Raw genomic sequence first — 17,985 nt, 5'->3', positions numbered from 1 at the left:
CGTGACGACACGGTCGCGGTGATCGGCTGCGGCGGTGTCGGCGACGCCGCGATCGCCGGGGCCGCCCTGGTCGGCGCGAAGAAGATCATCGCGGTCGACACCGACAACAAGAAGCTGAACTGGGCCCGCGATTTCGGCGCTACCCACACCGTCAACGCCCGCGAACTGGACGCGGTCGAGACCATCCAGGATCTGACCGACGGATTCGGCGCCGATGTGGTGATCGATGCGGTCGGGCGCCCCGAGACCTGGAAGCAGGCGTTCTACGCCCGCGACCTGGCCGGCACCGTGGTGCTGGTCGGTGTCCCCACCCCGGACATGACCCTGCAGATGCCGCTGGTCGACTTCTTCTCCCGCGGCGGTTCGCTCAAGTCGTCCTGGTACGGCGACTGCCTGCCCGAGCGCGACTTCCCCACCCTGATCAGTCTGTACCTGCAGGGCCGGCTGCCGCTGGAGAAATTCGTCTCCGAACGCATCGGCCTGGACGCGATCGAAGACGCGTTCCACAAGATGCACAACGGTGAGGTGCTGCGCTCGGTGGTGGTGCTGAAGTGAGTGCCAACATCCAACGGGTCGTCACGTCCGGCAAGTTCGAACTCGACGGCGGCTCCTGGGACGTCGACAACAACATCTGGCTTGTCGGCGACGACAGTGACGTCATCGTGTTCGACGCCGCACACACCGCCGCGCCGATCATCGACGCCGTGGCCGGTCGTAACGTCGTCGCCGTGGTCTGCACCCACGGGCACAACGACCACATCACCGTCGCCCCCGAGCTCAGCAAGGAGCTGGACGCGCCGGTGCTGCTGCACCCGGCCGACGAGATGCTGTGGCGGATGACCCACCCCGACAAGGACTTCCGCACCGTCGACGACGATCAAGTGTTGCGCGCCGGCGGCATCGAAATCCACGCCCTGCACACCCCCGGACACTCCCCTGGTTCGGTCTGCTGGTCGATCCCCGAACTGAACGCCGTCATCTCCGGTGACACCCTGTTCCAGGGCGGCCCGGGTGCCACCGGACGTTCGTTCTCCGATTTCCCGACGATCCTGGAGTCCATCTCCAAGCGGCTCGGGATGCTGCCCGGTGAAACCGTGGTCTACACCGGGCACGGGGACACCACCACGATCGGTGACGAGATCGTGCATTACGACGAATGGGTCGCCCGCGGGCACTGACGATGCACCGCGAGGAACGAGCGGCGAGGATCCCGCACCGCGAGCGTGCGTGTCTGCTGCCCGCCACTCCGTGTGGTGGCAGCATTTTCCGCACGCTCGCGGGTTGCGATCACGCTGAGCCAGTTGCTTAACACCGCGGCCCGGCGGTCCGATAGTGGCAGCCATGACGAGTTCGCATGGGCGTACCGCCGCGGTGATCGGCGCCGGGCAGACTGGCGTCACCGCTGCCCTCGGATTGCTGGACAACGGATTTGACGTCACGGTCTACAGCAATCGGGACCAACTCGGCCTGCGCAACGACGTGCCGGCCACCGGAACGGCACTGATCTTTGGGGCGGCGCAGCGGGCCGAGGAGAGCCTGGGGCTGAACACCTACCTGGCCACGGCTCCGACATCGACCGGTGAGAGCGTCCGCGTGGTCGAGGGTTCCGGCCCCGACCGCACCGAGGAGATCGCGTTCGACGCCGCCTTCGACGGATTCGTCGGCATCGCGGTGGACACCCGCCTCAAGGCCGACGACCGGCTCACCCTCTTTCAGCGGCGCGGTGGGCGGTTCGTGGTCGACGCCGTCGATCCGCAACGCCTCGACGGCATCGCCGCCGGTGTCGACCTGACCTTGGTGGCCACCGGCCGCGACGGGTTGTCCTCGCTGTTCCCGGTCGACCCGCTGCGCTCTGCCTACGACCGGCCGCAACGCAGCCTGTTGACGGTGACCACGACTGGATTGCCGCACAGCCCAGAGGTTTTCACTCACCGCGGGCCGGCCGGCGGACGCCACAGTGCTTTGACCGTGGTCACCGACCAGGGTGAGGCATGGTGGGGCGGCTACCTACACAAGGATGCCGGGCCGACGTGGGCGTTCCTGGGCTGGGCCCGCCCGGGCAGCGACTGGGAGCGTCGCTTCGCCGGCGCCGACAGCGCACAGTCGGCACTCGACATTGTCACCGCCCTGCACCGCGATTACATCGACTGGGATCTTCCTGAGGTCAGCGAGCTCACGATCATCGAGGACGACCCGCACTCGTGGTTGAAGGGCGCGGTGACCCAGGTAGTGCGTAGCGGTGTCGGGCGCACCGCCAACGGCCATCCCGTGGCGGCCCTGGGCGACACCGCGGTCTCCTACGATCCGATCGCCGGGCAGGGCGCCCAGGGTGGGTTGGTGCAGGCCGCTGCCCTGGTACGTAAGGCGGCCCGCCACGACGGACCGTTCGACGAGGCCTGGCTGCGCGAGACCTTCGAGGAGTTCTATGCCGGCCGGGCGCGGGCGGCGCAGCTGGTGACCCGGTTGTTCCTGTCCGATCCAGAACTGTCCGAGTACGGCAATCTGTTCTTCGCCGCGGCACAGGGCAGCCCCCGATTTGCCACGAAACTCTATGGCCTGCTGGATGATCCGCGGCCGGTGGAATCACTGACCTCCGAGGCCGCGGCCAGGCAATTGATCAGCGACTTCGCCGGCGAACCCGCCGACGCGCTGTTGGCACGGTTCACCCCAGCCGGCTCGTTCCAGCGGTCCGGCCTGCCCCGGCGAGTGGCGTGACGGGCCGCTCCCCCGCGTCAGCTGTCCAGGATCCGGCGCTTCTCCGCCTCGAACTCCGCTTCGGTCAGCGCTCCGCTGTCACGTAGGGCGGTAATCGTTTTGAGCTGTTCGATCCGGATCGCCTGCTCGTCGGGAACGTAGGGGGCCGAGGGTGGCCCGCTCTGATACGGACTGCCCGATCCCGATCCCGGCCCCGCCGCCGGCGGCGGCCAGGCCACCGGTTCGCCGGACGTCTGCGGCGCCACCGGATAGGTCCGCTTGCCGGAGCGCATCGACCACACGATCGAGGCCGCGAGTGCGCCGCCGGCCAGCACCCCGAGCCCGACGAACGGCCACACCACCCAGTAGTAGGGGCTGCTGTGGCCGAAGACCAATCGGGGCTCCTGAGATTCGAACACCGAGGCCTTGGCGTTCACCCGGTAGGTGCCGGCCTGCTTGACGTGCACGGTGAAGACCCGCACGGTGACCTCGCGGTTGCTCTTCGTCGAACTGCTCATCGAGTCGGTGATGAGCGGCCGGTCGACACCTGCCGGTGGGTCGATGCTCAGTTCGATCGGAGGGACCATCACCCCCTTGCCGCCGACGGTGAGGGTGTTGGCGCGGTAGCTGATGTCCACATCGCCGGCCGGAAATTCCATATCGGCCGATCCGGGCAGCGGTACCTCGCCGTAGGCGACGGGATCGGCGATCACGAACGCATTCACCATCAACGATCCGACGCCGCCGAAGATCGCCACGGCAAGGGCGACGATCGACGCGATCATCGCGATCCGGGAGCCGCTGGGTCCGTTGCTCACCGCCGAAGTGTGCCACAGCCGGTGAGCGCGGGTTACCGTCGGAGTATGCCTCGCAACGGGACCGACAACCTCGAGACCGCCCGGCCGGCACACCGGTTGGCGCCGCTCAGCTAGCCATGGCCAGACCGCGCCCATCGGCGCCCCGCCCCCACACCGCCGGAATGACTTCGGCGATCAAACTTCTCGAGGAAGCTGCACGTACGGTTCCGATCCCGGAGCCACCTCAGCCGATCGTGATCGCAGACTACGGAGCGGGTACGGCGCACAATTCGATGCAGCCGCTCGGTGCGGCGATCGCCGCCATCCGCAGCCGCACCCGGCCCGAGCACTCGATTCTGGTGACGCACACCGACACCGCCGACAACGACTTCTCCACGATGTTCCGCGTGCTCCAGGACGATCCACAGTCCTACCAGCACAAGGATTCGGCCACGTTCAGTTCGGCGGTCGGCCGGTCGTTCTACACCCAGATTCTGCCGTCGAACTGTGTGCACCTGGGCTGGTCGGCCTGGGGGGTGGTGCGGTTGGGCCGGGTGCCGATGCCGGTCACCGATCACGTCGTCGCGGCGTACTGCAGCGACGATCGTGTGCGCGCCGCCTATGCCCGGCAGGCGGCGCATGACTGGCATGAGTTCATCGCCTTCCGAGGACGTGAGCTGTTTCCGGGTGGCCGCTTGGTGGTGCTGACGATCGGCGAGGCCGACGACGGCGATTTCGGTTACCACCCGTTGTTCCGGTCCATCGTCGACACGTTGGCCGAACTGCGCACCGACGGTCTGGTCAGTGACGACGAGGTCGCCGGGATGTCGCTGCCGATCGCCGGGCGGCGTGCGGTGGATTTCACCGCGCCGTTCGCCCCGTCGGGCCGGTTCGAGCGGTTGGAGATTCAGCACCTGGAACTGTTCGACGCCCAGGACCGCATCTTCAACGCCTACCGCAGTGACGGGAGTTCAACGGCTTTCGGCATTCGCTGGGCCGACTTCTGCCGCTTCACGGCGTTCACCGATCTGGGGGCTGCGCTCACCGGTGCCCCGGAGCGGGTACCGGTGTTCTACGAGCGGCTGCACGCCGGCATCGCGGCACGGTTGTCCGCGGCGCCCGAAGAAATGCGGATTCCGATCGCGGCGGTGGTGTTGCAGAAGCGCCGCCCGACGTCGTGATCCCGCCCACCTGAGCATCTCAGCGCGGCGACCAGGTCGGCAGGGCCGCATCGATCAGGTGCGGCCCCGGCGCGGCGAGTGCCGTGCGGAACTGCTCGGCGAATTCCTCGGCGGTGGCGGCCCGGGTGGCCGGTACCCCGAAACCTTCTGCGATCGTGGCGAAGTCGATATCAGGACGGCCGAGGTCCAGTAGTGAACGCGACCGCTCACCGTCGGCCTGGGTGCCCACCCGAAGCAGCTCCAGCTGCAGGATTGCGTAGGCGTGGTTGTTGAGGATCACCACCGTGATGTCGAGCTGTTCCCGGGCCATCGTCCATAACGCGGAGATTGTGTAGGCCGCGCTGCCGTCGGACTGCAAGGCGATCACCGGTCGGTCCGGGGCGGCAATGGCGGCGCCGACGGCCACCGGCAGACCTTGACCGATGGCGCCGCCGGTCAGGGTGAGGACGTCGTGGCGCGGGGACGACGCGGTGGCGGCCGGCAGAGCCACTCCGCTGGTGTTGGCCTCGTCGGAGATGATGGCATTCTCGGGTAGCAGCGCGGCGACCACCTGCGCCAGGTTCTGAGGGTTGAGCGGGCCGGTCGGCAGCACGGCCGGCTCGGCCTGCGCAGCAGGCGGCGTTTCCCCACCCAATTCGGCTGCCACACCGGACAACTCGTCGGGATGCAGCGTATGCACGTCGGCGCCGTCAGGCACGAGCACGCTCGGCTTGCCGGGGTAGGCAAAGAATGTCACCGGCGCCTTGGCACCGACGAGCACCAGATGCGTTGCCCCTGCGAGCTGTTGAGTGGCCTGCTCGGCCAGATAGCCGAGCCGCTCGATCGCCGGCACGCCGCGGCCCCGGGTCAACCGGGCCGGAAAAGTTTCGACCAGGACGCGCGCCCCGGTAGCCGTACGGATGCGGTCCGCGGCCTGCAGGGCGGCGGCGTCGGTGGCCGCACCGCCGAGCAATACCACCGCACGGCTTCCATGGTCGCGCAGCAGTTTCGCTGCGGAGGCGACGTCGCCGGCGCCGCCGCTCCGAGGCTCCGCGGCAGACGCAGTGTCGGACAACGGGTTCTGCGGTGTTGTGTCCCAGGAATAGTCGGCCGGGAGGATGACCGTGGCGATCCCGGGCCGGCCCGTCGCGCTGCGTACCGCATCGTGGACGGCCGCGTCGAGGTCGGCGGCCGATTCGGGGCGGTACACCGAGCCGTGCGTCCAACGCCCGAGCGCGTCGATGTCGGATTCCAGTGGCGCGTCGAGAGCTTGGTGGTAGGTCGCATGATCGCCGACGATGTTGACCACCGGACTGAACGCCCGCCTGGCGTTGTGCAGATTGGCCAGGCCGTTGGCCATGCCGGGCCCGAGATGCAGCAGGGTGGCCGCCGGGCGTCCGGCGATCCGGGCATACCCGTCGGCGGCACCGGTCGCGACGCCCTCGAACAGGCACAGCACCGGACGCATCGCCGAGGCGCTGTCCAGCGCCGCGACGAAGTGCATCTCCGAGGTGCCCGGGTTGGCGAAGCACACCTCGACGCCTTCGGCGAGCAATCGATTGACCACCACTTCGGCGCCGGATACAGGTTTCTGGCTGGGTTCGTGCACCCGTCCATCTTGATGGGCGACCACCGTCGATGCCAGCCACCGCGGCCGGCTGAACTTTCACCCATTGCCCCACGCAAGCGCGACGGCGTACTACCATGCGTTAACTTGCAGTACCGTCAATTCAAGATCACAAGGGAATGAAGATGTTTCGTGTGTTTCTCGTCGCCGCTGCCCTGACTGCCGGGGCCGTCGGAATCGCACCCGCGGCGCAGGCGGATCCGCCCTACCGGTACTGCAAGGACGCCTATGCGGACGGCAAGGCAAACATGACCACCGACGATCCCGGCTATGCCGAACACCTCGACCGTGACGGCGACGGCATCGCATGTGAGAAGAACTGACAACGACCGGTGACATCGACAGTGCGCCTGACCGACGCGAGGGCCTTCCTCGCCTTGGTGGTGCTGCTCGTGGCCGCGTTCCTGCGGCCACCGGCGGTCGCCGCTGAGCCGGTCACGGCCACGGCGCAGGTGCTGCGGGTGGTTGACGGGGACACCATCGACATCCGCGACGACGTGCGGGGCCGCCTCCGGGTCCGCATCCTGGGTATCGACACACCTGAAACCAAGAAGCCCGGTTACACCGTGGGCTGTTGGGGACCGGAGGCCACGGAGTTCGCCCGGGCGAACATGGTCGGGCAACGGGTTGCGCTGCAACCGGATCCGACACAGGACCGGACCGACCGCTATGGGCGAACTTATCTGCACTAGTCAATCCGTTCACCGGGGCCGGTCATCAGTCGGAGTCTTTGGAGCCTTCGAGGGCGCGGCTGAGCTGTTGATGTGGGACAGCTCTAGCTGGATGGTCGGTGAGTTCGCCTCGGGTTACGTGGGTTTGCGGGCGGTGAGGCGTTCGACGAGGCCGAGTTTGAAGCGTTCGACGCGTTCGATGTCGAGGTTGGGGTCGTTGCGGATGTGGTTGAGGGGGCGGCGCAGGAAGTGTTCGCCGCCGAGGGGAACGGTGAACAGTTCGAGGAAGCGTTGCACGGCTCGGGCGGGGGCGACGCTGCTGCGGATGTGATCGACCAGGATGAGTTGTCCGCCGGGGCGCAGGACGCGGGTCATTTCGTTGAGGGCTTTGGTGTGGTCGGGGATGGCGCAGAGCCCGAAGGTGCAGACGACGGTGTCGAAGGTGGCGTCGTCGAACGGTAGGTGGTGGGCGTCGGCTTGTTGCAGCGTGGCGGGGTGGCCGAGGTCGGCGGCACGTTGACGAGCCAGGTCGAGCATCTGTTCGCTCCAGTCGATCCCGGTCAGCGTGACGGTGTCGGGGTAGAACTCGAGGTTGAGGCCGGTGCCGACGGCGACTTCCAGGGTGGTGCCGGCCGCTTGGCTGCAGACCCATTGGCGGGAGTCGCCGAACAGGTGGCGGTCAAAGAATCCGATTTCGCGGTCGTAGGTACGGGATTTCTTGTCCCAGTATCGGTTCCATCGGGCGGTGCGATCACCGGTGGCCATGGTTCACCTCGATGATGGCTTATCCGTAACAAACCTTGGAGATTAGCCTCTTTGCGCAGTTCTAGGCGATGAATACATGTGTAAGCCATGATGGGGAATCGGGCCTTGCTTGTTGCGCATGTAACCGACGGCATTGCCGCTGCGCCGTCTCGTTGTTTGCCGACATCGAAGATTCGAGACACTCGCTATGAGACTGAAAACGAGACGCTTCTGAGGCGTTCCGGCCTGTGATCACGGACCGCATGACCTGTCGCCGATCGGCCATCTCGTTTCTCTAGAAACGAGACAGGGGGTCCTCGGTCGCGCACTGTTCAGCGAGCCGGCGGGTGCGAGCGATTACATGGGTCATCTCAGTGGTTGCAGCACTGATGATTTCGGTTGCGTCGTTTCTGCTAGCGGCGTCGTCGAGGGTCTGCTGGATAGTCGCCAGGTCACTGACTATCTGCCCGAGGGCTTCGGCGGTAGTGGCTTTCCACGCGTCGGTGTTATGGCGTTGTGCGAGCAGCGCTCGCACAACATCGATCACGACGGTTCGTTCGCGGTCGTTGAGGGTGTCGGTGGCGGCGGGAAGTTCGTCAGCCAATGGGCGACCGGGTGCCGGTTGGCCGGCCGCCGCGAACGCCTCCTCCTCGGTCACGCCGGCCAGCCAGCCGATGGCGCGCACGGTCGCCGGCGATGGGGTACCGCGGTAAGCGCCTCGCAAGATCTGCGAGGCGGTGCTGCGGTTAAGTGACATACCCCGTGGCCGGGCCGCTTCCTCGGCTTCGACGAGGGCCTGAATGTCGCGTAGCGGGGCTCCCGTGCGGTCGTCGATGGCCTGGCGCAGCAGATCGGCCAACGTTGCCCGTGGTGAGGTCTCGTTCATTGAGTGTCTGTTGCCCTTCTCGTCCGCACTGTCTATCGTCTATCGTGACAGATGACACCGGCTTAGGGAAGGGAATCCGATGACCGAAACCGATCCTGATCACGCCCTGCGGGAATGGAAGCGCAAAGTTTTCGACGACAGCACCGCCACCATCCCCCGGGTGTTCTTGAATGTCGCACGTCGTCACGTTCACCCCAGTGCACATGCCGTCGGCTACACCAACTCCGAACACGGCATACATACGGTCACGTGGCTGAATGGATCTCAGTTCGGGGTGCTGAGTTGCGAGGGAAGCAACGATGACTCCAATGTCGCCATCACCGGTGCGGTGATACCGCTGGCCGAACTCAAGCAGGTCGACATCGCTATTGAGGACCAGCGCTACGACGAGGTATCCCGGCGGGTGACCCAATGGACTCGACGCGCCACATTCACCTTTAGCGGAAAGAAGGACTTCACCCTGCATTCGGTTGAAGCACTCGATCAGCGGCCTGACAAGTTCGGAGACTTCATCGATCGCGTCCTGCTGGCGCTGGTCTCTTACGGTCAAGCAAGCTGAGGTGGTGAGCGACGACCGACATCGGTGGAACCACAACACCCACTACTACGACATCGTGCTGGACGCCGCCCCGGCAGCTGCGCGGACCGCTCTTGACGTCGGTACCGGTGACGGCCTGCTGGCCGTCCGCCTCGCCGAGGGGATCCCGGACGTCACCGGCATCGACTCCGACGCCGAGGTCATCAACCTCGCACGATCCAGCACCTCGGCTCGCGTCAACTGGATCATCGGCGACGCCCTCACCTTCGGCTTGCCCGAGGCGCGTTATGACCTGGTTGCCGCAGTCGCCACAGTCCATCACTTCCCCGATCTTGCGGCCGGCCTGCAGCGCCTCGCTGACCTCACCGCCCCCGGCGGCTCACTGGTTGTGATCGGGTGTGCCCGCAGTTCGACTCTGCCCGATTACACCCTCGATGCCGTTGGGGTCGTGCAGCACCACGTCCTGTCCCGCACTCGCGGCTACTGGCAGCACAACGCCCCGGTGAAGATGCAGTTTCCGCACAGCTACACCGAGGTCAAACAGATCGCATCGACGGCGCTACCCGGCATGGCATGGCGGCGGCTCCCGCTATGGCGATACGCCATCACCTGGCGCAAACCGAAGTAGAAGCACACCGGTTGATCGCGCCAGCTACACATGAGACAGGATCTGATCGACCTCAGATCTCTAGATGTAAGACGGAACCGTTGTGATGTTGTTCGGGAAGAAAGCGGCTTAGTCGAGGTGGGATGCAGACAGGTAGTCGTAGCCTCCGACATAGATGGTCTCGCCGGGCGAGGGTTCGTTGACCGCCCGTGTGACCGCGTGTGCGAATTCAATGACTGTCGGTAGTCCGCCTGCTGCCTCCCGGCGAGCGATCACCGCTGTGGGATCACGGCGTTCGAGTAGTCGGACGATGATTGTGCCGTCAATCATGTCGCCTGATACCACGACCAGTTCGATCCCGTGCTTGGCAAGGAGGGGGCGCATACCGCGCAGGGCGTCTTCTCCGGCGCGCTTACTCACGGCGATAGGCACGTAATCGGCGGGCACAGGCTTCACGCCGTGGAAATGAGCCTGGTGACTAGTAATAAAGACAAGACGCCCGCGCTTCGGCATCAGCGGCAACGCCAGGTGCGCCAGGCGCACCTGGGCGTCGCAGTTCAGCCGCTGTGCATAACTTGGATCGGCACCCCACTCCAAACCGCCGGATGCATTGAGTATCAACGCATCTAAGCAGCCAAATCGCGCCTTAATCACCTCGAACATGGCCAGCACAGCAGCCTTGTCGACGAGGTCGGCTCGCACGCTCGACGCTGAACCTCCGGCGGCCCGCACCGCCTCGACGACCGCATTGGCCCGTTTGGCTTTCTCACGGAAGTTGACGACGACGTGATAGCCCAACGCGCCGAGCTGAACTGCAACTTCGGCGCCGATGCCACGCGAGGCACCCGTCACGAGCGCGACCGGGCGTTTTGTATCACGTACCGAGGGCATGCAACCTCCTGCAAATACTTCTGATTTAGAAGCAACTATGCTGCTTCTAAATGAGAAGCGCAAGCGGTCCCGAGTTCATCCAGCGCGCCGACGACCCTGCAAACGCCCCCGTGCTGGCGGCGATGGATTTACTGGGTCAGCGCTGGGTCTTGCGCATCGTGTGGGAACTCGAACCCGGCCCACTGGGATTCCTCGAACTACGCCGCCGAATGGGAAATTGTTCGTCCAGCATGCTCGCCGAGCGACTTCAACAACTCTCCGCCGCCAATGTCACCGCCAAGTCCGATACGGGCGCCTGGGAACTCACCGTCACCGGACACGCACTCGGCACCGCCCTCGCACCCCTATGGGACTGGTCGGAAAGCTGGCAATCGCCGGCGCGGTGAGCACCACTGGCTACGAAGGTGCTGATGGACACCGTTTGAAGGTCAGTTCTGACACCACCCGCTCACGAGCGGCGGGAAGTGTTGGTCTTGCGCGACACCGCGTCTGGTCATCGCTGCGCCGTGCCACAGTCTGGACCGTTGATTCTCTTGTGCACCAGGTAGACCCCGAACGTGGCGTCAGATGCGGTCAAGAAGGTCGCGAGCGATCTCCAGTGAGGCTTCGTAGCACTCGTCGTCGTTGAGATCGAGATCGCCCATCATCGCAGAGCTCCAGCCAACAGTGAGGAGGGCTTGACGCGCCAGGAAGACGTCGCGCGCGTTGTGGTGAGGGGCAGTCATCTCGTTTGCTATACGGATCATTCCCTCACGCATGGTGAATGCCGAAGGGTGCTGACTGAAGGCCGGCTGGTTTGTATACATAAATCGCGCCATATCGCGACCGACCTCGTGCAGGAGCGAACCGTATCGGACCAAAATCTGCTCACGCGTCCTCTTCCCGGGCCGTTGCGTCCCCGCCCACGTGATGATCTCCTCAATGCCTTCAGGAAGCGAGGCGAACAAATCCGTGACGATGTCCTGCTTGCTCGGGAAGTGGTGGTAGAGCGCGGCCTTGGTCACGCCGAGCCGCTCCGCGATCTCCCGCATCGACGTCTTGTCGTAGCCCTGATCAGTGAAGAGCTCAAGCGCGACTGACCGGATTCGTGCCCTCGTGTCGGTGCGCCGACGGTCCACTCGATTGCTCCTCTACCTACTTGACGGCCGGTTAGGTAACTGCGTACCTTTCAAAAAGACTAACCGACCGGCAAGTAACTTATCGAGGAGATGCGGCGCCATGGCATTATCGAATCTGTCCGATTCAATGCTCAGAGGGGTCGGAGCAACTGCTATCGGGGTTGCCGTCATCAGGGCGCGAGAGACCGACCACCCAAACGGGCTGGTGAACGATCCACTTGCCGCGGCACTCGCAGCGGCGGCTCGCCAAGGATTCGTAGAGAAGGCCGGCCCTGATGCGTGGTCGAAGCTGGAGCAAACCGCCGAGATGTTCCATGATGGCCGGATCGTGGCGGTTCGCTTCTTCGACGACCAACTACAGGCTGCTGTGGAGTCCGGGATGCGACAGGTCGTGATGGTTGGCGCCGGACTCGACACCAGGGCCTACCGACTGCCACTGCCGCCCGACCTCCGCGTCTTTGAGGTCGACCTGCCCGACACATTCGCCTTCAAGGAACCGGTCCTCAACGCTCAGGCCGTCTCGCCGAACTGCAACCGCACCGTCGTCCCGGCCGATCTTCGAGAGAACTGGTCGGAAGCGCTGCTCGCGGCGGGGCTGCGCGTCGGCGAACGCACGCTGTGGATCGACGAGGGTTGCCTGCCATACCTGTCCCTCGGCGATCGACTGGCCGTTCTGGGCCAGGCAAACATGTTGTCAGCACCTGGAAGCCGATTGGTGACAGCGGTGATCCAAGCCGACGCCACCGAGCCGGCGTACCAGGCACTCGCAGAGTTGGTGCCCGACGGCAACAACTCGCGTACAGACCCGCCCGACCCCATGATCGATTGGCTCAACGAACACAACTGGCAAACAACCGTGCATCTTCATGGCGAGTTCGCTCGCGCCTGCGGCCGTCCACCTGGAGGCGATCCCCGAAGCGGATACCTCATCGCCGAGTCCCTCGTGGCATAGGAACCGCGTTGAGCCGGTTGACGGGACTGTAAGGCATGTCCACCGGTCGGTCTCGTGTTGATCTGTACGCCGCGATCCGGCGCGATGCGCGTGCCGGGTTGTCAAAGCGCGCGCTGCAACGCCGTCACGGTGTGGGCTACCGCACCGTAGCGGCCGCACTGGAGTCGGCGTGGCCAAGGGAACGTAAGGCGCCACCTAAGCGGGGATCTCGGCTGGACCGATATCGCGAGGTGATAGATGGCTGGCTGCGAGACGACCTGGATGCGCCGCGGAAGCAACGACACACCGCGAAACGCATATACGACCGGCTTCTGGACGAGCACCACGCCGTAGACGTGTCGTACTGGATGGTGCGGGAATATGTGGCGGCGCGCCGCCGCGAAATCCGGATCGAGGCCGGCCGAGAACCCGCCGCCACCTTTGTCCCGCAGCACCACATGCCCGGGCGGGAGGCCGAGGTCGATTTCGGCGAGGTCGCGGTCTGGATCCGTGGGGAGCTGGTGACGTGTGCGCTGTTCTGCTTGCGGTTGTCATACTCGGGCAAGGCAATTCACCGGATCTCGGCCTCTGCGGGCCAAGAGGCCTTCATGGAGGGACACGTCCACGCGTTTAGAAAGCTCGGCGGGGTTCCGGTGGGGAAGATCCGATACGACAACCTCAAGGCCGCTGTCGCCAGCGTTCTTGGGTTTAGCCGCAAGCGGGTGGAGACCGAGCGGTGGACTGCGTTCCGCTCGCACTACGGCGTCGACGCGTTCTACTGTCAACCGGGTATCACCGGCGCTCACGAGAAGGGCGGGGTGGAAGGGCAGATCGGATGGTTCCGCCGGAACCACCTCGTCCCGATCCCCGAGGTCGATTCCATCTCGGAGCTCAACGCCATGATTGACGTCTGGGACCTCGAAGACGAGACCCGCCGGATCGGATCCCGGGCCCGCACTGTCGGTGAGCACTTCGCGACCGAGGAGCCGCTCCTGGCGCCGCCGCCGGCCGATCCATTCGAGACCGGTCGTTGGTTCACTCCCAGGGTTGACCGATACGCCCAGGTCACAGTCCGGATGAACAAATACTCCGTGCCCGCTGGCATGGTCGGACGCCAGGTACGGGTATTGCTGCATGCCAGCGAACTGGTCGTCTACGAGGGAACGGCCGAGATTGCACGCCACGAGAGACTGATGACCAAAGGTGGCACCCGCGTCGACCTCGACCATTACCTCGAAGTCCTCCATCGCAAACCGGGTGCGTTCCCTGGCGCCACCGCGCTGGAGCAAGCCCGAGCATCCGGTCGGTTCACCCCAGTCCACGACGCATGGTGGGCAGCTGCCTGCAAGACCCACGGCGACGTCGACGGCACCCGTGCGCTCATCGAAGTCCTCATGCTGCACCGACACCTCCCGCACGCCCATATCGTCGCCGGCCTCGCCACCGCCCTCGACGCCGGAGCCCTCACGGCCGATGCCGTTGCGTTGGAGGCGCGCAAGCACGACGACACCTCCGACGGCCCAGCCGCTGAGCACAGCAGGGAACCGACCGAGGCGCCGACCGTTCGATCTCTGACTGAACATCGGCTGCGTGCCCAACTACCCGCGGACGACCGACCGTTGCCAACCGTGGACAAGTACGACCAGCTGCTAGCCAGCCGCCGCAAGAACCCACACGAAGGAGCCGCGCAGTGAGTGCCAGGCGACGTGGAATGACCGAGGAAGCCGCCGACGCAGCGATCGACCAAGCCTGCCGAATGTTGAGGATGCCCACCATTCGGCACTCCTTCGCCGAGTACTCCGACCGGGCCGGTCGAGAACAGATGTCCTACCGCGGATTCCTCGCAGAACTTCTCCTCGCCGAGTGCGACGACCGCGGCCGCCGACGCTCCGAACGGCGAATCAAGGCCGCCAAGTTCCCCCGCGAAAAGACCCTGCTGTCCTTCGACTTCGAAGCCAACCCGAACATCGACCCCGCGGTCGTCCACACACTCGCCAAGTGCGAATGGGTGCAGAAGGGGCAGCCGCTGTGTCTGATCGGAGACTCTGGCACCGGCAAATCGCATCTCCTGATCGCCCTTGGCGCCGAAGCCGCCATGGGCGGCTACCGCGTCAAGTACACCCTGGCGACCCAGCTCGCGAACGAACTGGTCGAGGCCGCTGATGAGATGACTCTTGCCAAGACGATCGCCCGCTACGGCCGCGTCGACCTCCTCTGTATCGACGAGCTCGGCTACATGCAGCTCGACCGCCGTGGCGCCGAACTCCTCTTCCAAGTTCTCACCGAACGAGAGGAGAAGGCCTCCGTCGCGATCGCCTCGAACGAGTCCTTCAGCGGTTGGACGAAGACCTTCTCCGACCCCAGGCTATGCGCCGCGGTCGTCGACCGCCTCACCTTCGGCGGCACCATCCTTGAGACCGGCACCGACTCCTACCGACTGGCCCAGGCCAGCAGGAAACGGAGGAGCTGACTGGCGTTAGACGCCGGCGTGGTGGTGTCGGCTCAGTCCAACATCATTGGCCAGCATCCTGCCTTGGTGGTGTCACTTCCCGCCTACAAGCGGTGTCGGACGAGACCCTCGGAGCCACACCACCCTGAGCATGTCCGTGCGAGACAGAATCTGAGTCGTCTTGGTTCTCTAGAAACGAGACAACGATGGTGTAATCCGGTTGTGAGTGACAGCAGCGCCGCCGACCTTCCGTCAGTGCCCGCCGAGCTGGTCGGCGGGGTGGAGAAGCGGGACATCAAGGTGGTACCGCCAGATCCCGCGTGGCCCGTGAGGTTCGCAGCAGAGCGGGAAGCGATCTTGACGGCGCTCGGGGCCAAGGCCGTGCGGGTGGATCACATCGGATCCACTTCCGTGCCAGGACTGGCCGCCAAACCCATCATCGACATTCAGCTCAGCGTCGTCGATGTCGACCGTGAACAGGAGTATCTTCCTGACCTCATCGCGGCTGGCTATCAGCTCAGGGTCCGCGAGCCTGGGCACCGCATGGTGCGCACACCAGATTTAGGGGTGCACGTGCACGTCTGCACCGCGGGCAGCGACTGGGAACGACACCAACTGCTCTTTCGCGACTGGCTGCGCTATGACCAATCTGACCGGGCAGCCTACAACCAACTCAAGAACCAACTCGCGCAGCAGGACTGGCCCGATATGAACACCTACGCCGAGGCCAAGGGCCCACTCATCGGCGCAATCATGCGCCACGCGGAGGAGTGGGCAAAACGCTCAGGCTGGACCGCGTGACCGACGCACGAGCCGAGACTCTCAATGATGGTGTCAAGTGCTGATCCGCATCGTTGATGCTCCGCGAAGCCAAGTGCTCGGTGCGATGAAAATCTGGGTGTGCAATCCGGCGGCGGACAGGCCGCGGTCGACAGCGTCAGTGAAGTCGTCGAGGTTCCGGCCGTCACGTGCACTGGTGGGGTGAATCAGGACCTCGGACCGGGCGATTCTGGCCAGCTCGGTGATCGCGGCGACGTGAAAGCTGGCGTCGAAGGTGTCGGCGTAGGCGAACAGGAAGTTCGCGCACAGCGCGACGTCGACGGCGTCGTCCTTAAGTGGGATGACCGGCAACGACGCGGTGAAGTATCGGTCGGGGTGGGCGGCGAAGTCGGCAGTGAACTGCGCCAGTGACCGCAGGCCATTGCGGCGGTAGGCAGCTGGGGAACCCAGGTGCCCCCAGTCGATAACGTCGGTGTGTGTGCTGAGCCATTGCTCGCAATTGTTCAGATTGTGCAGGGCGCGACGGTGCACGGCGTCCAGACCGGCACCGTAGAGCGGGTCGGCGCTAAGGACCTGCCCGCCGCGGGCGCGCAGTTCAGCACCGAATGATGAAGCGCCGGAGGCGCAGTCGAGGAATTTGCACTGGGCCAACGTGTCGTCGTCGAGTGCGAACATGTGGCGGTAGTCGTCAAGTCCGCGCGCGGTGACCGCGATGGCGGTGGACTCGTTGGACACACCACCAGGATGGACCATGTGATGACACCCGCGGTGGGTGCCCTCTAGTCGGTTGGTGGTTCCGGCCCCGGCGACACTGTTGCCGTGTTCGGCGGCGCCGGTTTCGGCGCGGAGGGCCGCGTCGATGCCAGCGAACGAGCATCGCTAATTGCGATGATCGGTGGATGGCGGACAAGGTGTGGCCCTTCGAGGGCCATTTCGTAGTTGGCGGATCCGGCCTCTACGTAACGACAGGATGCTTGGGTCAGACGGTCGACTCGCACACCGCGGGTTATGACCTCACCATCGGTCTACCGCAAGTCGACAGGACACCCGATCCGATTCCGGCAGAGATCCGTTCCCAGCTAAATGAACCCCACGTGCCCCGGCGGGATCTTATGCCGCCGACCTGGACGTATGGTCCCCGGAACTCGACGGAGCACCGCGAAGAAGAACACATGATGGACCCTGTCTGGGGTTGCGTGCTGGACGACGGGAGCGCAAGAGTTGTTTATCCCGAGACCGCACGAGACAGCGCAGTGGTCCTCCGCTGTCGATTCGCTACGACGTTAACCACGACCAACGACGAAGAGTTCGAGGCGGCCGCCCAGAGGTTCCTTGGTGAGCTCGACGACTATTGGACGCGGTTCACATCATGGGTTGGAATTCTTACCGGGCAAGACTTCGTTGGCCTCGGTGGAGATTCAGGCGGCCTTACTCGCACGCGCCCGCTGTTCACCTGGACGGGTGACGAGGATGGACAGCGGGTGGACATGAGATGGCGCTACTTTCCGCCGCCGATTGGGGGGATTCCCCAGCGCCAGCTGCGGTTGGACGAGCTGCAGAAGTGCGCGTCAATCGCGGGCAACCAAGCACCTCCAGCCGAGTGGCTCCTTATTCGCGACACTCGCTCGCTCTTGCGTGCAGGTCAGAACCGCCGTGCGATTATTGACGCAGGGACAGCTGCAGAGATTGCGATGACGACGCTGATCGACCGGTATCTCGTTGCCGACGGTGTTACCGAACCGGTAAGGAAGGCATTGACGGACAAGTACCGGGCGCTCGAAGGTCGCGAATCGTTGATACGGATATTGAGGCCGGGCGTTCTGTCAGACCAGCTGAAGCGGGATCTGATCTACCCGCGGAACCGAGCGACTCATGCTGGCCGTGAATACACCGGCGGCGAGGCGGAGGCCGCAGTCGAAATGGCAACCACGATCGTCGAAGCGGCGCACCCGTTCCTGGTCCTGCTGTCTCAGGGCGGTCAGGCTATAAGGTAAGCCCCCTCTTCGGGGCGATCCGACGCCGAAGGCTGGTTGCATTCCTCTGGCCTGTCTCGTTTCTAAACATGCGAGACTGCGGAACGTTTTGTCGCTAT

At 64.9% G+C, this 17,985-nt stretch carries 21 protein-coding genes; 14 read left to right on the top strand and 7 right to left on the bottom strand.

Annotation, left to right across the window (positions count from 1 at the left end; translation table 11 throughout):
• From A5699_RS22570 to A5699_RS22560, 3 genes are all read left to right on the top strand, one after another.
• On the top strand, positions 1–555 hold a 555-nt coding region (locus tag A5699_RS22570), incomplete at its 5' end, for a zinc-binding dehydrogenase (RefSeq protein WP_157561407.1).
• Complete coding sequence (locus A5699_RS22565) at positions 552–1,178, top strand: MBL fold metallo-hydrolase (RefSeq protein ID WP_067774127.1); 627 nt, start codon at positions 552–554, stop codon at positions 1,176–1,178. The genes A5699_RS22570 and A5699_RS22565, both read left to right, overlap by 4 nt.
• Positions 1,179–1,341: 163 nt before the next feature.
• Positions 1,342–2,715, top strand: coding sequence for a styrene monooxygenase/indole monooxygenase family protein (locus A5699_RS22560; protein ID WP_067774124.1), 1,374 nt, complete (start codon positions 1,342–1,344; stop codon positions 2,713–2,715).
• A gap of 17 nt (positions 2,716–2,732) precedes the next feature.
• Here the strand turns inward: A5699_RS22560 and A5699_RS22555 are convergent, their stop codons facing one another.
• Positions 2,733–3,512, bottom strand: coding sequence for an SHOCT domain-containing protein (locus A5699_RS22555; protein ID WP_082957832.1), 780 nt, complete (start codon positions 3,510–3,512; stop codon positions 2,733–2,735).
• A 161-nt stretch (positions 3,513–3,673) separates the two neighbouring features.
• On the opposite strand from A5699_RS22555, the gene A5699_RS22550 reads away from it, so the two are divergent.
• A complete protein-coding gene (locus A5699_RS22550; RefSeq protein WP_082957831.1) occupies positions 3,674–4,672 on the top strand; it encodes an SAM-dependent methyltransferase in 999 nt (332 codons plus the stop codon).
• 19 nt (positions 4,673–4,691) lie between these two features.
• Here A5699_RS22550 and A5699_RS22545 read toward each other — a convergent pair whose 3' ends face one another.
• A complete protein-coding gene (locus A5699_RS22545) occupies positions 4,692–6,260 on the bottom strand; it encodes an acetolactate synthase large subunit (protein ID WP_067774118.1) in 1,569 nt (522 codons plus the stop codon).
• 137 nt (positions 6,261–6,397) lie between these two features.
• On the opposite strand from A5699_RS22545, the gene A5699_RS22540 reads away from it, so the two are divergent.
• On the top strand, positions 6,398–6,601 hold the full coding sequence (locus A5699_RS22540) for an excalibur calcium-binding domain-containing protein (RefSeq protein ID WP_369806752.1): 204 nt from the start codon (positions 6,398–6,400) through the stop codon (positions 6,599–6,601).
• Between the two features lie 9 nt (positions 6,602–6,610).
• On the top strand, positions 6,611–6,970 hold the full coding sequence (locus A5699_RS22535; protein WP_231965803.1) for a thermonuclease family protein: 360 nt from the start codon (positions 6,611–6,613) through the stop codon (positions 6,968–6,970).
• Positions 6,971–7,084: 114 nt separating this feature from the next.
• Here A5699_RS22535 and A5699_RS22530 read toward each other — a convergent pair whose 3' ends face one another.
• Positions 7,085–7,714 (bottom strand): class I SAM-dependent methyltransferase, encoded by a 630-nt coding sequence (locus A5699_RS22530; protein ID WP_067774115.1) that lies wholly within the window; start codon positions 7,712–7,714, stop codon positions 7,085–7,087.
• A 274-nt stretch (positions 7,715–7,988) separates the two neighbouring features.
• Positions 7,989–8,552, bottom strand: a complete 564-nt coding sequence (locus A5699_RS22525; protein WP_157561404.1) for a hypothetical protein — start codon at positions 8,550–8,552, stop codon at positions 7,989–7,991.
• A gap of 106 nt (positions 8,553–8,658) precedes the next feature.
• Between A5699_RS22525 and A5699_RS22520 the strand changes: the two genes are divergently transcribed.
• Positions 8,659–9,138, top strand: coding sequence for a hypothetical protein (locus tag A5699_RS22520; RefSeq protein ID WP_067774108.1), 480 nt, complete (start codon positions 8,659–8,661; stop codon positions 9,136–9,138).
• Between the two features lie 4 nt (positions 9,139–9,142).
• Entirely contained in the window at positions 9,143–9,745 is a 603-nt protein-coding gene (locus A5699_RS22515; RefSeq protein ID WP_231965801.1) for a bifunctional 2-polyprenyl-6-hydroxyphenol methylase/3-demethylubiquinol 3-O-methyltransferase UbiG, read from the top strand.
• Positions 9,746–9,853: 108 nt separating this feature from the next.
• Here A5699_RS22515 and A5699_RS22510 read toward each other — a convergent pair whose 3' ends face one another.
• Complete coding sequence (locus A5699_RS22510; RefSeq protein ID WP_067774105.1) at positions 9,854–10,615, bottom strand: SDR family oxidoreductase; 762 nt, start codon at positions 10,613–10,615, stop codon at positions 9,854–9,856.
• Positions 10,616–10,665: 50 nt separating this feature from the next.
• Between A5699_RS22510 and A5699_RS22505 the strand changes: the two genes are divergently transcribed.
• On the top strand, positions 10,666–11,001 hold the full coding sequence (locus tag A5699_RS22505) for a helix-turn-helix domain-containing protein (RefSeq protein ID WP_067774102.1): 336 nt from the start codon (positions 10,666–10,668) through the stop codon (positions 10,999–11,001).
• A 177-nt stretch (positions 11,002–11,178) separates the two neighbouring features.
• On the opposite strand, the gene A5699_RS22500 is transcribed toward A5699_RS22505, so the two are convergent.
• A complete protein-coding gene (locus A5699_RS22500; RefSeq protein ID WP_064866784.1) occupies positions 11,179–11,733 on the bottom strand; it encodes a TetR/AcrR family transcriptional regulator in 555 nt (184 codons plus the stop codon).
• 100 nt (positions 11,734–11,833) lie between these two features.
• Here A5699_RS22500 and A5699_RS22495 point away from each other — a divergent pair, with 100 nt between their 5' ends.
• From A5699_RS22495 to A5699_RS22480, 4 genes are all read left to right on the top strand, one after another.
• Positions 11,834–12,685 (top strand): SAM-dependent methyltransferase, encoded by an 852-nt coding sequence (locus A5699_RS22495; RefSeq protein ID WP_074405135.1) that lies wholly within the window; start codon positions 11,834–11,836, stop codon positions 12,683–12,685.
• Between the two features lie 35 nt (positions 12,686–12,720).
• Positions 12,721–14,358, top strand: a complete 1,638-nt coding sequence (gene istA, locus A5699_RS22490) for an IS21 family transposase (protein ID WP_064866780.1) — start codon at positions 12,721–12,723, stop codon at positions 14,356–14,358.
• A 17-nt stretch (positions 14,359–14,375) separates the two neighbouring features.
• Positions 14,376–15,134 (top strand): IS21-like element helper ATPase IstB, encoded by a 759-nt coding sequence (gene istB / locus A5699_RS22485; protein ID WP_064866778.1) that lies wholly within the window; start codon positions 14,376–14,378, stop codon positions 15,132–15,134.
• 234 nt (positions 15,135–15,368) lie between these two features.
• Complete coding sequence (locus A5699_RS22480; protein ID WP_197508364.1) at positions 15,369–15,914, top strand: GrpB family protein; 546 nt, start codon at positions 15,369–15,371, stop codon at positions 15,912–15,914.
• A 33-nt stretch (positions 15,915–15,947) separates the two neighbouring features.
• Here A5699_RS22480 and A5699_RS22475 read toward each other — a convergent pair whose 3' ends face one another.
• A complete protein-coding gene (locus A5699_RS22475; protein ID WP_157561403.1) occupies positions 15,948–16,628 on the bottom strand; it encodes a hypothetical protein in 681 nt (226 codons plus the stop codon).
• A gap of 164 nt (positions 16,629–16,792) precedes the next feature.
• On the opposite strand from A5699_RS22475, the gene A5699_RS22470 reads away from it, so the two are divergent.
• The gene (locus A5699_RS22470; protein ID WP_067774094.1) at positions 16,793–17,887 is read left to right on the top strand and encodes a hypothetical protein; all 1,095 of its coding nucleotides are present in this window, start codon (positions 16,793–16,795) and stop codon (positions 17,885–17,887) included.
• Positions 17,888–17,985: the final 98 nt, after the last annotated feature.

Origin of the sequence: Mycobacterium sp. E802, from assembly GCF_001666875.1 — a bacterium.
Classification (GTDB): domain Bacteria; phylum Actinomycetota; class Actinomycetes; order Mycobacteriales; family Mycobacteriaceae; genus Mycobacterium.
The sequence above is the reverse complement of the archived record's forward strand: the minus strand, read 5'-3'. Positions and strand labels throughout refer to the sequence as shown.